The organism is Mycobacterium sp. DL440 (assembly GCF_011745145.1).
In the GTDB taxonomy this organism is placed as follows: Bacteria; Actinomycetota; Actinomycetes; order Mycobacteriales; family Mycobacteriaceae; genus Mycobacterium.
Genome location: NZ_CP050191.1, coordinates 2375658 through 2390436, shown reverse-complemented (window position 1 = coordinate 2390436; position 14779 = coordinate 2375658). Strand labels below are relative to the sequence as shown.

Here is a 14779-nt window from a genome sequence, read left to right as displayed (position 1 = left end):
GGGGTGCCTCAGCCTGCGGTTTTGGCCCTAACCCAGCCCGCAGCCTCCTCGACCGTGGCGACCGTCTGCACTCCGGGTGGAAGTGCCGGACGGTCCACCATCACCACCGCCACGCCCGCCGACTCGGCCGCCCGCAGTTTGGGCTCGGTCATCGCGCCGCCGCTGTTCTTGGTCACCAACGCATCGATGCGGTGCTCCCGCAGCAGCGCCAACTCCCCGTCGTAGTCGTATGGGCCCCGCGACAGCAGTAGTTGGTGATCGGCAGGCAGCGTGTCAGGGTCGGGCGGGGTGACAGCCCTGATCAGGAACCACGCGTCGACGCCCTTGAAAACCCGGGTGCCGGACCGCCCGGTGGTCAGGAAGACTCGTGAATAGCCGTTTTCCGCTACGGTTTCGGCTGCCTCCCGGTCCGACCCCACCACGATCGCCGAGCCCGGAGGCCAAGCCGGCCGGGCCAGCACCAGATGGGCCACCCCGAGTTCGGCACATGCCTGCGCGGCATGGGCGGTGATGGTGGCGGCGAAGGGATGCGTAGCGTCGACCACCGCTTCGACGCGCTCGTCGACCAACCATCGCCGCATCCCGTCCACCCCGCCGAACCCACCGATGCGCACCGGCCCGACCGGCAGCGCTGGGTCCGGGACCCGACCTGCCAGCGAGCTGATCACCTCGACCTCCGGGTGCAACGCCGCAGCCAGGGCCCGGGCCTCCCCGGTGCCGCCGAGCAGAAGGACTTTCATCAGTGGCTGGCCCCGCGGCGCCGATCCGACGAGTACAGGTAACTGTCGGAGAACCCTTCCGCGGCAAGCACATCGCCGACGACGATGACCGCGGTTTTGGTCACCTCGGCGGCGTGCATCTTCTCGGCGATGTCGGCCAGCGTTCCGCGCAACACGATCTCCTGCGGCCAGCTGGCGAATGCCACCACGGCGCATGGAGTTTCGGGGCGGTACCCGCCGTCGAGGAGTTGCGGGACGATGTGGTCGATCTGCGCCGCCGCCAGGTGCAGCACCAGCGTCGCGCCCGGTGCCGACAGGGTGCGCAAATCCTCACCCTCGGGCATCGCCGTGGACAGGGTGGCCACCCGGCTCAAGGTGACGGTCTGAGCCACGCCGGGGACCGTGAGCTCGCGGCCAAGCGCGGCGGCCACTGCGGCGAAAGCTGGTACGCCCGGCACGATCTCGTACCCGATTCCCAGTTCATCGAGCCTGCGGCACTGCTCGGCCAGCGCACTGTAGATCGACGGATCACCGGAATGCAGGCGGGCGACATCCAGACCAGCCCGATCGGCGGCGGCCAACTCGTCGATGATCTGCTCCAGGTTCAGCGGCCCGGTGTCGACGACCTTCGCGTCGGGCGGACACAACGCCAGCAGATCGTCGGGCATGATCGACCCGGCGTACAGACACACCGGGCAGCCGCCGAGCAACCGCGCACCGCGCACGGTGATGAGGTCGGCCGCACCGGGACCGGCGCCGATGAAATACACCGTCATGGCTTGACCACCGCCCACTGGGTGACGGGCAGCGCCGGGCGCCAGCCGGTGAACCCACCGATCGCACCGCCCTGGTAGTGCTGATAACGCCGCACCTCGCCGCCTTCCTTCGAATACCATTGCGCGACAACCGCTTCTGATTCCAGCGTGACCGCGTTGACCACCAGCCGCCCACCTGAGGGCAGGCGATCGAAACAGGCCTGCAGCAACCCCGGCTTAGTGACGCCGCCGCCGATGAAGACCGCCGCAGGTTGGGGGGCTCCGTCGAACGACTCGGGGGCGCCACCGCGTACGTCCACGCGGACCCCGAAGGCCGTGACATTGCCGAGGATCCGGTCGCGGCGCTGCGCGTCGCGTTCGAACGCCACCGCAGCACAACCCGGGGCGCTGCGCGACCATTCGATCGCGATACTGCCCGACCCCGAGCCGACATCCCACAGCACTTCCCCGGGCCGCGGCCCCAGCGCCGCCAGGGTGACCGCGCGGATGGACTGCTTGGTGAGCTGCCCGTCATGGGCGAACAGCTCGTCAGGCAATGCGTGCGCGCGGCGGTCGTCGGGCCGGTAGGCCACCGCGATCACGTTGAGATCGTTCACGTCCACCGGGCCGGCCGTCGCCCACTGTGCAGCGGTGCCGTCGTGGCGGCGCTCCCCCGGCCCGCCCAGCTGCTCCAGCACGGTCAATTCCGAATCGCCCCGGCCGGATTCGCTCAACAGCCGCGCCAGCGTCACGGGCGTCTGTGCATCGCGGGACAGCACGATCGCCCGGCCGCCGCGGCGCACCGCGGTGTGCGGTCCGGCGGTCACCAGGCTGATCACCTCGGTGTCGGGCACCGACCACCCCATCCGGGCGCAGGCCAGCGTCACGCTCGACACATGCGGCAGCACCCGGACCCGCTGCGCGCCGAACAACCGGATCAGCGTCGCGCCGATGCCGTGCAGCAGCGGATCCCCGCTCGCCACCACATGCGCATCAGCGTCGCCGAAAAGCGTCGGCAGCGCGGGCAGCATCGGCGACGGCCACTCGCGGCGGTCCGACGTCACGCTGTCGTCGAGCAGTTCCAGTTGCCGTGGCGAGCCATACACCACGGTGGCGCGCGCCAGCTCGTCACGCGAGGTCTGCGACAACCCCGCCATCCCGTCGGCCCCGATGCCGACCACGGTGATCATCCCGGCCACTAGCGGGGCATCCTGCGCCAGATCGGTCGCGGCACGAACCGCGTCACGAAAATCATCGGGCGGATCACCCACGGCACCCACGCTGCACTCCTGCCCCGGGCCAGGGCCTTGGCGGTCGCTTCGGCCACCTCAGCCGGAGTGCTGGAAAACGGTGCCGGGTCCATACCCGCGGTCATCCGGCCGATCACGAACCCGGGCCGCACGATCAGCAGCCTCACCCCGGTTCCGTGCAAAGCATCTGCCAGCCCGCTCGCGAACGCGTCCAGCCCGGCCTTTGCCGAGCCGTAGACGTAGTTGGCGCGGCGGGCCCGGGCGCCGGCGATCGAGGAGAACACCACCAGCCGGCCCCGGTCGGCGGCGCGCATGCGCTGGGCCAGCAGGGTGAGGAGACCGACCTGGGCCACGTAGTCGGTGTGCACGACGACCACGGCATGAGCGGGGTCGACCTCGGCCCGGTCCTGATCGCCGAGGACCCCGAAGGCGAGCACCGCGGTGTCGATGGGTCCGTGCGCGGTCTCGATCGCCTCGACCACGTGGGTGTGGGCGGCGACGTCGTCGGCATCGAACTCTGACGTGTGGACCTCCGCGGCACCGGCCGCCAGTACCGCCGCGACCTGCTCATCGAGCTCGCCCGCGCGGCGTGCGGCGAGCACCACGACCGCACCGGCCGCGAGCCGCACCGCGATTTCGATCCCGATCTCGCTGCGGCCCCCGAAAATCACCACGACACGGGGATCCGTGCCGGCAATCCCGGCCGTGTCTGCTGTGTCCTGCATGGCAGCGATTATGTCCTGCGCTAGCGTGGACCCCGATGGCTACATCTCGTGGCAAGGCAACCACCAAGCTCACCAGCGAGGCGCTGGCGTTTCTCACCGAACGTCACCTGGCCATGCTGACCACGCTGCGCTCGGACAATTCACCGCATGTGGTGGCGGTCGGTTTCACCTTCGATCCCAAGACGCACATCGCGCGGGTCATCACCAACGGCGGCTCGCAGAAGGCGGTGAACGCACACGAGCGTGGCATCGCGGTCCTCAGCCAGGTCGACGGTGCGCGCTGGCTGTCGTTGGAAGGCAAGTCCAGCGTGAGCAGCGAGCCCGACGCGGTCCGCGACGCCGAGCTCCGTTACGCCCAGCGCTATCGCACCCCCCGGGTGAATCCCCGTCGCGTGGTGATCGAGGTACGGATCGAGCGCGTGCTGGGCTCCTCGGAGCTGCTGGACCGCAGCGAAGCCTGAGCCCGGCTTACCTCACCGGCACCACGACAAGATCGTGCGGCTGATTGTTGACCGACAGTGCACCGTCCTCGGTGACCACGACGATGTCCTCGATCCGCGCGCCCCACTGCCCCGGGAAATACACCCCGGGCTCCACGCTGAACGCCATGCCGGCCTCCAGCGGCAGGTCATTGCCGGCCACGATGTAAGGCTCCTCGTGCACCGACAGCCCGATGCCGTGTCCGGTGCGGTGGACGAACGCCTCCGCCAGGCCCTCGGCAGCCAGAACGTCGCGGGCAGCCGCATCGATCTGTTCGGCGGTCACCCCGGGGCGCACCACCGCGACGGCCGCGGCCTGGGCCCGCTGCAGCACCGCGTAGCGGCGCGCCACCTCGGGATCCGGCTCACCGATGCTGTAAGTGCGGGTCGAGTCGGAGTTGTAGCCGGGCTCGTACGGCCCGCCGATGTCGACGACGACGATGTCACCGGCGCTCAGCTCACGCTCCGAGCATTCATGATGCGGGTCGGCACCGTTGGGACCGGAGCCGACAATGATGAACGCAACCTCTGAATGTCCTTCGGCGACAATCGCTTCAGCGATGTCAGCGGCCACGTCGGCTTCGGTGCGACCGGGAACCAGAAACTCCGGAACCCGGGCGTGCACCCGGTCGATCGCCGCGCCGGCCTTGCGCAGCGCGTCGATCTCGGCGGGGTCCTTGATCATCCGCAGGCGACGCAGCACGTCGGTGGCCAGTACCGGAACCACACCGAGCAGGTCGGCCAGCGGCAGCAGATGCAGGGCGGGCATGGAATCGGTCACCGCCACTGCACTGCCCGGCCCACCGAGCGCGTCGGCCACCATCTGGTACGGGTTCTGGCCGTCCACCCAATCACGCACCGTCGCACCGAGTTCGGTGACCGCCGATTCGCGCAGCGCGGCCAACTCCAGACGCGGCACCACGATGGTCGGGTTCCCGGTGGCCGGCAGCACCAGCGCCGTCAGGCGTTCGAAGGTCTGCGCGCGTGACCCGACCAGGTATCGCAGGTCATAGCCGGGGGTGATGACCAACCCGGCCAGGCCGGCATCGGCTGCGGCGGTCTTGGCCGCGGAAAGCCGGTGGGCGTAGACATCGGTGCTGAATCGGCTGACACTCATGGCACCGAGGCTAATCGCTGCGCCGTCGTGGTGTCCGTCCAGGCGGGCGCCCCGCACCGGCTACTGTCGCTGGAATGTTGCGTGATATCCGTGATCTCACCGACGATCCCGAGGCATATGCCGCCGAGCTGCGCAGCCGCTGGGGCGGCCTGCTGAGTTACCGCTATCTCGGGCGCTCGTACTCCTCGATGGATTTGGGCCCGGTCGACGACACGGTGACCTTGCGTCGCGACATGCGCAATTCGACCGGCGGTCTGTTGCTCGCGGTGCTGGGCATCTCTTCGCCCGACAGCGGCGGGCTGAGCGATCTGGAGGCTGTGCCCAACCCGGTGATCCATTCCTGTCAGGTGCTGGACCCGGCGCGCGATGTAAAGCGCATCCGGGTGGACACCGAGGTACTCAAACAGGGCAGGCAACTGGCCTACAGCCGGTCCGTGATCGTCGACGCGGACAACCCGGACCGCGTCATCGCGCTCACCGAGGGGCAGGGCATCTCGATCGGCACGCCACCGCACGGCCTGGAGAAGATGCCCGTCGACCCGATCGACATCGCCGACGGTCCGGATCTGCCGCCGCTGTGGCAGGTGTTCGGCGGAACCAAGCGTCCCGACGGGCACTGGGCACTGCCAGAACTGGCAGTGGAGGTGGCCTCACCGGACGCCGCACTGCACATCGGTCTGCAGTTCGTGATCCTGGAGACGGCCGCCTCAGAAGTCGCCGCCAGCGCTGCCGCCGCCGGTACCGATGCGCTGCAAGGCCTTTCGTCGCACGTGATGTTCCTGGCCCGCGGCAAGGCCGGCCCGTTCCGGGTCGACACCCAGGTGCTGTCCGGCGCGGGCGGCACCATCGCGGTGCGGGCCACCCTGCACGACGAGGGTGCCGACGGCAAGGCTGTCACCGCCGCGTCCTATGTCTTCGGTCGGATGGAGGAAAACCGATGAACGACCCTGTTCTGCTGCTCGACGGCGCCAGCATGTGGTTCCGGTCGTACTTCGGCGTGCCGTCGTCGATCAAGGCGCCCGACGGCCGGCCGGTGAACGCGGTACGCGGATTCTTCGACTCCATCGCCACACTGGTCACCCGGGAGCGACCGCGCCGGCTGGTGGTATGCCGCGACGACGACTGGCGACCGCAGTGGCGGGTCAACCTGGTGCCGTCGTACAAGGCGCACCGGGTTGAAGAGCCCCAGCCCGATGGGACCCCTGATGTCGAAGAGGTTCCCGACGATCTCACCCCGCAGGTCGCCATGATCATGGAGCTGCTCGACGCGTTCGGCATCGCGACCGCCGGGGCGCCCGGTTTCGAAGCCGACGACGTGCTCGGCACGCTGGCCACGCGCGAGCAGCATGATCCGGTGGTGGTGGTCAGCGGTGACCGTGACCTGCTGCAACTCGTGCGTGACGAGCCGGCCCCTGCCGTGCGGGTGCTCTACATCGGCCGCGGGCTGGCCAAGGCGACGAAGTTCGGTCCGCAGGAAGTCGCCGAGCAGTACGGAGTTCCGATCGACCGGGCTGGACCGGCGTACGCGGAGCTGGCCCTGCTGCGGGGTGACCCCTCCGACGGTCTGCCCGGCGTTGCCGGGATCGGCGAGAAGACGGCCGCGGCGCTGCTGGCTCGACACGGCACGCTGGAGGGCATCCAGGAGGCCGCCCAGGACCCGAAATCCTCACTGTCCAAAGCACATCGGGCCAAACTGCTGGCCGCCGTCGACTACCTGGCCGCAGCTGAACCGGTGGTGCGGGTGGCCGTCGACGCCCCGGTGCGCCTGTCCAACACAACCGATGAACTGCCGCTGGCCGCCGACGACCCGGCACGGGTCGCCGACCTGGCCGCGGCGTACGGGGTGACCTCGTCGATCAGCCGATTGCAGTCGGCCCTGGACCGACTGCCTGGGTGATCGCGCCCGGCGTGGCTACCTCGGTGTGGCTACGCTGTCGCGCCGCTTTCGACATCAGGGCCGTCCGCGTTGCGGCGGAGCGACCCTGATATGGAAACCGGCGACGGGTGGCGACAGGTAGGACTACTTGGGCCGACCGACCTCGTAGGTGCCCTTGTCATCCTTGAAAGTCACTGTCACCTTGCGCTTGGTGCCGTCGATGGTGACCTCGCAGTCGAAGGTCGAATCCTTCGCAACCTTCGGATTTTCGCCGTCGTTGCACTTGACGCCGGTGACCTTGGTGGCGCCGTAGCCGTTGGTCTTGTCGGTCAGGATCTGCTCGACGCCGCTCTGGGCCTTGTTGATGTCGAGCTTGGTCGTGACCGCCCAGCCGGGTAGCCAGAATGCGGTCACCGCCAGGATGATCAGCAGCAGCGCCACGACGCCGCCGACAACGCCGCCGATTACTCCGAGTGAAGTCTTGGAGCCCTGGTCGGCACCGGGAATGCCGTACTGGCCGAACTGGCCGGGAGCGCCGTACTGGCCCGGCTGACCGAACTGACCGGGTTGACCCGGCTGACCGAACTGACCGGGTTGACCCGGCTGGCCGTACTGAGGCGGCTGCCCATAACCGGGCACCTGGCCGTACTGGGGCTGCTGGCCGGGTTGCGGGTACGCCTGCTGCTGGGCGTACTGGTCAGGCCCGGGGTACTGCGGCTGCTGGGGCTGTTGCGGCTGCGAATAATCCGGCTGTTGAACTCCCTGCGGCTGCGGCGGGTACGACGGATACTGCTGCGGCGTGTACGCCGGAGGCTGCCAGGCCGGAGCATTGGTCGTGGCGTCCTCGGAAGCGGGGGTCGGCGGCTGCCACGCCTCGGCGCCCGACGCCTGATCCGCCCCGGGCTCGGGCTGCTGACCGGGCCACTGTTGTCCCTGGTCAGATCCCTGCGGTCCGCTCATGGTTCTCCTTGATCCTGTTCGGTGTCGCCTCAGACACCCTACCGTTCCTCATGAGTGAGCAGATGTGAGTTCTGCTCGGTTGCGGCCCGAACGGTGTTGGCCGCTGGCGGCGGGTGTTCTCCGGCGGACCGCGACCCATCGTGTGGGTGGCGGTGGGCCGGAACTGCCGTGCCTACCAAGGTAGTCCGGTTGAGGGTCGGGCCTGGCCGGTGGTGTGCCCGCAACGGTCCTCTGTCCGTTGCGGGGACCTGCCGGCCGTCGCCTGATCTTCTGTCCGAGGCCACGTCTGCCGATCGCGGTCGCCGCGCCGTGATGGCGGGTGACCGGGTCGGAAGTCTGTTGCTGTAAAGGTTGAGCCCAGTGTTGGGCGCCCCATTTGCTGGTGTAAGCGGGATCGACGCCGATGATCGCGATGTCGCGGCGGGCCGCCATGGAGGTCAAGCGGGTGCGGAACTTCGCGGTGGGTATGCCAGCCACGGTGGCGCCGCAGCGACCACCGGATCGGTGATCCCGCGAAGTGTCCGACGCTCACTGTCCATGACCGACATCCTGACCCAGAGCACCGACAAACCCGCCCTGACCGCCCATTCGCTGAGCCGAGCCACCTGCCGATCCAAATCCGCACGCTGATCATGCGAAGACACCCGCGCGTACAAACCCGCACCACCAGCAGGCGCGGCACCGCCACCCGGGTTCACAAACACCGTGCGCTGATTCACCCGAACCGCCGGCACCCGCGACGTGCCGTCTCGAAACCCGCGATACGCCGTCTGAGGATGCACATCCTCCGACCGCGCCCACTCCGTCAAATTCACACCACAATCAACTCACTAGAACGCGCTATCACGCGAACAGCTGCTACCCCGCATCAACAGCAACAACGCCGCGCCGAACATCGTTGACAGCGCGTTTCGCGGTATTGCGCAGGGCGGATTGCGGCGCGGCATTACGGACTTGGTCGAGCAGATCGAGCACCTGGCGGCACCACCGCACGAAATCGCCCGCCGAGAGCGTCGAACCCGACCCGTTCACATCGGAGGCGGCCAGGGCGGCAGCCAGATCGCCGGTGGTGGCCCAGCGGTAGACGGCGGTGACGAATCCTTCGTCGGGTTCGCGCCCCGGGGCCAGCCGGTGCCGCTGTTCGTCGCCGCGCAGGTCCACCGACATCCGTCGGGTCTGGGCCAGCGCGCGGCGCAGGCCCGCGGTGGGAACGTCGACGCCCAGCACACCGCCCGCGGAGTCCCCGCGGGACTCGAACAGCACCGCCGAGAGCACCGCGGCCAGTTCCGCCGCCTGCAGGCCCTGCCACAGACCGGCACGCAGGCATTCGGCGACCAGCAGGTCGCTCTCGCTGTAGATGCGGGCCAGGAGCCGACCGGCATCGGTGACGCGCGGTTCTCCGGATTCGGCCTCGATGAACCCGCGTTCGCTGAGCAAGGCCACGATCCGGTCGAAAGTGCGGGCCAGCGAGTTCGTCGCCGCGTTCACCTTCTGCTGGATCTGGGCGTTGTCACGTTCGATGCGCAGATAGCGTTCGGCGATTCGCGCCTGCGCTTCACGATCCGGCAGTTGATGTGCCGGATGATCACGCAATTCGTCACGCAGGCCGGCGAGTTCGGGATCGACGTCACGTTCGGGGGCGCCTGGGCTCCGGCCCGACCGCACCGAGGGCAACGACAGTTCGGCCGCGGCCGAACGCAATGCCGAGGCCAGGTCCCGGCGTACGCGCGGCTGCCGGTGCTCCACCCGTTTCGGTAGCGTCATCGCGCCCAGCGGGGCCGAGGCACCCGAGTAGTCGGCGGACGAGATCCGGCCGGCCCAACGATGTTCGGTCAAAACGAGCGGTCTCGGGTCGTCGCTGTCGCGTTGGGCAGGCTCGAGCACAACCGCCAATCCGCCGCGGCGCCCCTGAGTGATGGTGATGATGTCGCCGCGGCGCAACGCGGACAAGGCATCGGTGGCCGCCTTGCGTCGCTGCAGGCGCGAGGCCCGTGACTGCGCACGCTCGCGTCCACCGATGGTGGCCCGCAGCCGGACGTAGTCGAGAATGGGCGCGTCTGGACCGCCGAGTTCGGTCGCCAGCTCGCCCATCATCCGCTCGCCACGCGCGATCCCTCGGACCAACCCGACCACCGACCGGTCCGCCTGGTACTGGGCGAAGGAACGCTCCAGCAGTTTGTGGGCTTGTTCAGGTCCCATCTGCTGCACCAGGTTGATGGTCATGTTGTAGCTCGGCGCGAACGAGCTGCGTAACGGGAAGGTTCGGGTTGAGGCCAGGCCGGCGACCTCCGCGGGTTCGGCATTGCTGTCGTCTGGCCGCCACAGCACCACCGCATGGCCCTCGACGTCGATGCCGCGACGCCCGGCCCGCCCGGTCAGCTGGGTGTACTCGCCCGGCGTCAACGGAACGTGCTGCTCACCGTTGAACTTCACCAGACGCTCGAGCACCACGGTGCGGGCGGGCATGTTGATCCCCAACGCCAGCGTTTCGGTGGCGAACACCGCTTTGACCAGGCCCGCGGTGAACAGTTCCTCCACGGTGTGGCGGAACACCGGCAACATGCCGGCGTGGTGCGCGGCCAACCCACGGAGCAGACCTTCACGCCACTGGTGGTAATCCAGCACGATCAGGTCGGATTCGGCCAGGTCGGCGCAGCGGCGGTCGACGATCTCCGCGATCCGGCCGCGTTCCTCCTCAGTGGTCAGCCGCAACGGCGCACGCAGGCACTGTTGGACCGCTGCGTCGCATCCAGCCCGCGAGAACACGAAGGTGATGGCAGGCAGCAGCCCGGCGCCATCCAGGGTGGCGATGACGTCGGGCCGGCTGGGCGGCCGGTACAGCTGGGGACGGCCGCCTCCCCGGCCGCGTCCACGGCCCCGTGGTTCCCAGTCGGCCAGCCGGTCGGCCTCACGCCGATGGCTGATGTGGCGCAGCAGGTCCGGGTCGACGAGGGAACTGTTAGTGCCCTCGAACAGATCGAACAGCCGCCGACCGACCAGCATGTGCTGCGACAGCGGGACGGGCCGGTGTTCGTCGACGACGACGGTGGTGTCGCCGCGGACGGTCTGGATCCAGCCACCGAACTCCTCGGCATTGCTGACGGTGGCGGACAGGCTGACCAGCAGCACCTCTTCGGGCAGATGCAGGATCACCTCCTCCCACACCGCACCGCGCATCCGATCGGCCAGGAAGTGCACCTCGTCCATCACCACGTAGGAAAGTCCGTGCAGCGCAGGCGAATTCGCATACAGCATATTGCGCAGCACTTCGGTGGTCATCACCACGATGTCGGCGTCGCCGTTGATGGACTGATCGCCGGTCAGCAACCCGATCTTGTCCGCACCGTAGCGGGCCACCAGATCGTTGTGTTTCTGGTTGCTCAGCGCCTTGATCGGCGTGGTGTAGAAACATTTTCCGCCGGCCGCCAGCGCCAGGTGCACGGCGAATTCGCCGACCACGGTCTTGCCCGCCCCTGTGGGCGCACAGACCAACACGCCGTGGCCGCCTTCCAGCGCACGGCAGGCGCGCAGCTGGAAATCGTCGAGTGCGAACGGATATTCGACGGTGAACCTCGTCAGCTCACCGCCGATCTGGTCACCCGGATCAGGTGGCATCGTCGTCGATGTCGGTCCGCGACGGACCCAAATCTGGCTCTGTCACAGCCTCCGGGCTTCTGATCGGTTCCGCCGTCGGGATCGGCGCGGCCTCATCCTCTGGCACCTCCAGTGCCTCGCGCCTTGCCTTGCGCCTGTCGTTGATCCGCGCCACCTGGATGGCGAACTCCAGCAGCAGGCTGAGCGTGCAGGCCAGCGCCAGCATGGTGAACGGGTCGGAACCTGGGGTGGCGAATGCCGCGAACACGAACAACCCGAAGATCAGCCCGCGGCGCCAGGCCTTGAGCCGCTCGTAGCTGAGCATGCCGACCAGGTTGAGCATGATGATCAACAGTGGGAACTCGAAGCTGATGCCGAACACCAGCAGCAGGTTGATCAGGAACCCGAAGTACTGGTCGCCCGACAGCGCAGTGACCTGCACGTCGCTGCCGACGGTGAGCAGGAAGCCCAGCGCGGTGGCCAGCACCACGTAGGCCAGGATCGCGCCGCTGATGAACAGCAGGGCGCCGACGCCGACGAACGCCATCGCGAAGCGGCGTTCCTTCTTGTACAGGCCCGGCGTGATGAACGCCCACAGCTGGTAGAGCCACACCGGGCAGGCCAGCACCAGCCCGGCTGCCAGCGCCACTTTGAGGCGCAGCATGAACTGGTCGAACGGGCCGGTGGCCAACAGGCGGCATTCGCCGTCCGGGGCAATGGTGGCGCGCGCCGAGGCCGGCAGCGCACAGTAGGGGCCGCGCAGCCATTCCCCCAGGCTCTGCAGGCCGAAGACGCCATGGGTGTACCACAGGAAGCCGAAGATCGTCGTCAACAGAACGGCGGCCACGGCAACCAGCAGACGATTGCGCAACTCGTGCAGGTGGTCGACCAACGACATCGTGCCGTCGGGGTTGACCCGCGACTGGCGGCGGCGGGGATCGAGTTTCTTGATGAATCCGGAGGTCACGGGCGTGTTCTAGCGGCCTGGTCGTAGACGCGAAACGGCATCGCGGGACGATGACCGCGATCGGTTGCCGGACCGGTCAGGCCGTGTGGCGGTCCGGGGACTGCTCCGGGGCAGGAGCCTCGACCCGCTCGGAAGCTATCGGCTTCGCGGGCTGCGGTGCGTCGGCCGAAGACCCGGACGAATCCGACTGCATCTCCTTGATCTCCGACTTGAAGATCCGCATCGACTTACCGAGCGACCGGGCGGCGTCCGGCAGCTTCTTGGCACCGAAAAGCAGCACGAACACCGCGATAACAATGATCCAGTGCCAGGGTTGTAGACCACCCAATTTGGTTACCTCCAGACGTCGGTGCCGAGTCTACCCGCGTGCGTCGTCGGCGTCGTAAGCAAGCGGCGCCACCGCGTCGTAGACACGCAGCGCCTCTCCGGCGGATTCCTGCACCCGCTGCGCGAGTTCCGGTGGGGCCAACACCCGCACCGCCGAACCGAATCCGAGCAGGAAGCGCGCCATCCACTCGAGCGAGGCGTACGTCATCACTGCTTCGCACGCGCCGTCGGGCAATTCATTGACCACCCGCAACGGGTAATAGTCGAACATCCACGACGCGGAGGGGTCGATCAGCAAGGTCGCCGACGGCAACGACGGGTCCGCGGTGTCGGGATCGAACAGCGAGGTATCGATACCGGCCTGCACCGCCGGAGACGGCGGCACAGCGGCATCGGCGAGACGCTCTGCCGCGACGATCCGGTCGAACCGGAACATCCGGACCGCCTCGGCGCTGCGACACCACGCCTCCAGGTAACTGTTGTCGCCGATCAGCACGACGCGGATCGGGTCGACGGTGCGCGTGGTCAGCGAATCACGTGACGCCGAGTAGTACTCCAAGGTCAGTGCACGAGCGTCACGCACGGCGGCCCGTACCGCCGCGGCCGCCCCGGTTTCCTGGGGCACGCTCTCCTCGACACCAGCGCGTTGGCTGCCCGCCGCCGATTCGATCTTGGCGATGGCGCTGCGAGCGGCCTCGGGGTCGACCATCCCGGGCACGTCGACGAGCGAACGCAGGGCCACCAGGATGCCGGTGGCCTCCGTCGACGTCAGGCGCAACGGGCGATCGACACCGGCGCTGAAGGTGACTTCGACTGTGTCCCCTTCGAAGTCGAAGTCGATGAGATCACCGGGGCTGTAGCCCGGAAGTCCGCACATCCACAGCTGTCGCAGATCGTCGTCGAGCTGTTTGGCCGTCACCCCCAGGGCGGCCGCGGCCGCCGAACGCGTGACCTTCGGGTTGGCCTGGAAATACGGCACCATGTTGAGCATCCGGACCAGCCGGCTGGAAACCTGACTCATGACCGCTCCGCCTGCGCCCGCAACCGGCTCACCACGTCGTCGCGCAATGACTGTGGTTCCAGCGCTACGGCGTCGACGCCGTAGCTGGCGATCTCACGGGCCAGCCGGTCCAACATTCCGATGTCGACGGTGATCTCCTCCCCCGCGCGCCCGCCCAGTGTGCGCGGCACGGTCTCGATCGCCTGACGGCGCAGCGCGGTGGCGCGTCCACCGGCGATCCATACCCTGGCCTGTTCACCGGTCGGTAGTTCGGACACCGCACGGGCGACGATGTCACGCAGATTGACCTCTTCGGGCTTGGCCACCGCGCCGGCCGGCCCGATGGTGCTCACGTCGGGATCGATGCGGGAAAGACGAAAGGTACGGGTGTCGTCGCGATCGCGATCGTGTCCGACCAGATACCACCGGCCACGATGGGTGACGACGCCCCAGGGCTCGACGTTGCGGCTGGTGTGCTCGGCGTTGCGCGAGGCGCGGTGCCGGAACCGCACCGCATGCCCGGAATCGATCGCCGACAACAGGATGCGCAACACCTCTTCAGAGCCGCGCAGCCCGGGCAGCGTCGCAGTCGAGGCGATGGCCACACCGGCCCCGTCGGCATCGACGTCCACGCCCGCGGCACGCAGCTTCAGCAGGGCCCCCTGCGTCGCAGTGATCAACTCGGGCGACTGCCACAGCTGAGTGGCCACCGCGACCGCCGCCACCTCATCACCCGTCAACTGGACAGCGGGCAGCGCGTACTCCTCGCGGTTGATGCGATAGCCCTCGGTCGGGTCGAACTTGGAAACCCGCCCGGTCTCCAACGGGATTCCCAGGTCGCGCAGCTCGTTCTTGTCGCGCTCGAACATCCGGGAGAACGCCTCATCGGTGGGACTGTCCTCATAGCCCTGGACGTTGTTGCGGATCTTGTCGGCCGGCAGGAACCGATCGCTGGACAACAACGCGATGACAAGATTTATCAACCGCTCGACTTTGGATACCGCCACGAG

General features: G+C 68.2%; 15 protein-coding genes. 3 read left to right on the top strand and 12 right to left on the bottom strand.

Going from position 1 to position 14779, the window contains the following annotated elements; translation table 11 throughout:
* Positions 1 to 8 precede the first annotated feature (8 nt).
* Genes HBE63_RS11620 through HBE63_RS11605 form a run of 4 tightly spaced genes read right to left on the bottom strand, consistent with a single transcriptional unit; the run spans position 9 to position 3449 of the window.
* Positions 9 to 740, bottom strand: coding sequence for a cobalt-precorrin-6A reductase (locus HBE63_RS11620; RefSeq protein ID WP_166904880.1), 732 nt, complete (start codon positions 738 to 740; stop codon positions 9 to 11).
* On the bottom strand, positions 740 to 1495 hold the full coding sequence (gene cobM / locus HBE63_RS11615; RefSeq protein ID WP_166904879.1) for a precorrin-4 C(11)-methyltransferase: 756 nt from the start codon (positions 1493 to 1495) through the stop codon (positions 740 to 742). The genes HBE63_RS11620 and cobM overlap by 1 nt, the downstream gene beginning before the upstream one ends.
* Entirely contained in the window at positions 1492 to 2664 is a 1173-nt protein-coding gene (gene cbiE / locus HBE63_RS11610) for a precorrin-6y C5,15-methyltransferase (decarboxylating) subunit CbiE (RefSeq protein WP_166909677.1), read from the bottom strand. Before cbiE ends, cobM begins: the two co-directional genes overlap by 4 nt.
* Positions 2665 to 2672: 8 nt before the next feature.
* A complete protein-coding gene (locus HBE63_RS11605; protein WP_166904878.1) occupies positions 2673 to 3449 on the bottom strand; it encodes an SDR family NAD(P)-dependent oxidoreductase in 777 nt (258 codons plus the stop codon).
* Between the two features lie 35 nt (positions 3450 to 3484).
* Here HBE63_RS11605 and HBE63_RS11600 point away from each other — a divergent pair, with 35 nt between their 5' ends.
* Positions 3485 to 3910, top strand: coding sequence for a F420-dependent biliverdin reductase (locus HBE63_RS11600; RefSeq protein WP_166904877.1), 426 nt, complete (start codon positions 3485 to 3487; stop codon positions 3908 to 3910).
* A gap of 7 nt (positions 3911 to 3917) precedes the next feature.
* Here HBE63_RS11600 and HBE63_RS11595 read toward each other — a convergent pair whose 3' ends face one another.
* A complete protein-coding gene (locus tag HBE63_RS11595; protein ID WP_166904876.1) occupies positions 3918 to 5045 on the bottom strand; it encodes a Xaa-Pro peptidase family protein in 1128 nt (375 codons plus the stop codon).
* Between the two features lie 74 nt (positions 5046 to 5119).
* On the opposite strand from HBE63_RS11595, the gene HBE63_RS11590 reads away from it, so the two are divergent.
* Positions 5120 to 5986, top strand: coding sequence for a hypothetical protein (locus HBE63_RS11590; protein ID WP_166904875.1), 867 nt, complete (start codon positions 5120 to 5122; stop codon positions 5984 to 5986).
* Complete coding sequence (locus HBE63_RS11585; RefSeq protein WP_166904874.1) at positions 5983 to 6942, top strand: 5'-3' exonuclease; 960 nt, start codon at positions 5983 to 5985, stop codon at positions 6940 to 6942. The genes HBE63_RS11590 and HBE63_RS11585 overlap by 4 nt, the downstream gene beginning before the upstream one ends.
* 123 nt (positions 6943 to 7065) lie before the next feature.
* Here HBE63_RS11585 and HBE63_RS11580 read toward each other — a convergent pair whose 3' ends face one another.
* The 7 genes from HBE63_RS11580 to HBE63_RS11555 form a co-directional block, all read right to left on the bottom strand.
* Positions 7066 to 7881: a DUF4333 domain-containing protein gene (locus HBE63_RS11580; protein WP_166904873.1), complete on the bottom strand. Its 816-nt coding sequence runs from the start codon at positions 7879 to 7881 to the stop codon at positions 7066 to 7068.
* A gap of 437 nt (positions 7882 to 8318) precedes the next feature.
* Positions 8319 to 8525 carry a hypothetical protein gene (locus tag HBE63_RS31900; RefSeq protein ID WP_371815021.1) on the bottom strand — a complete coding sequence of 69 codons (207 nt, stop codon included), beginning with the start codon at positions 8523 to 8525 and terminating at the stop codon, positions 8319 to 8321.
* A 214-nt stretch (positions 8526 to 8739) separates the two neighbouring features.
* Positions 8740 to 11496: an RNA helicase gene (locus tag HBE63_RS11575; protein WP_166904872.1), complete on the bottom strand. Its 2757-nt coding sequence runs from the start codon at positions 11494 to 11496 to the stop codon at positions 8740 to 8742.
* Complete coding sequence (gene tatC / locus HBE63_RS11570) at positions 11486 to 12442, bottom strand: twin-arginine translocase subunit TatC (protein ID WP_166904871.1); 957 nt, start codon at positions 12440 to 12442, stop codon at positions 11486 to 11488. Before tatC ends, HBE63_RS11575 begins: the two co-directional genes overlap by 11 nt.
* A 76-nt stretch (positions 12443 to 12518) precedes the next feature.
* On the bottom strand, positions 12519 to 12770 hold the full coding sequence (gene tatA, locus HBE63_RS11565; protein ID WP_166904870.1) for a Sec-independent protein translocase subunit TatA: 252 nt from the start codon (positions 12768 to 12770) through the stop codon (positions 12519 to 12521).
* A 30-nt stretch (positions 12771 to 12800) separates the two neighbouring features.
* Positions 12801 to 13790 (bottom strand): YafY family protein, encoded by a 990-nt coding sequence (locus HBE63_RS11560; RefSeq protein WP_166904869.1) that lies wholly within the window; start codon positions 13788 to 13790, stop codon positions 12801 to 12803.
* Positions 13787 to 14776: a YafY family protein gene (locus tag HBE63_RS11555; RefSeq protein WP_166904868.1), complete on the bottom strand. Its 990-nt coding sequence runs from the start codon at positions 14774 to 14776 to the stop codon at positions 13787 to 13789. Before HBE63_RS11555 ends, HBE63_RS11560 begins: the two co-directional genes overlap by 4 nt.
* Positions 14777 to 14779 lie beyond the last annotated feature (3 nt).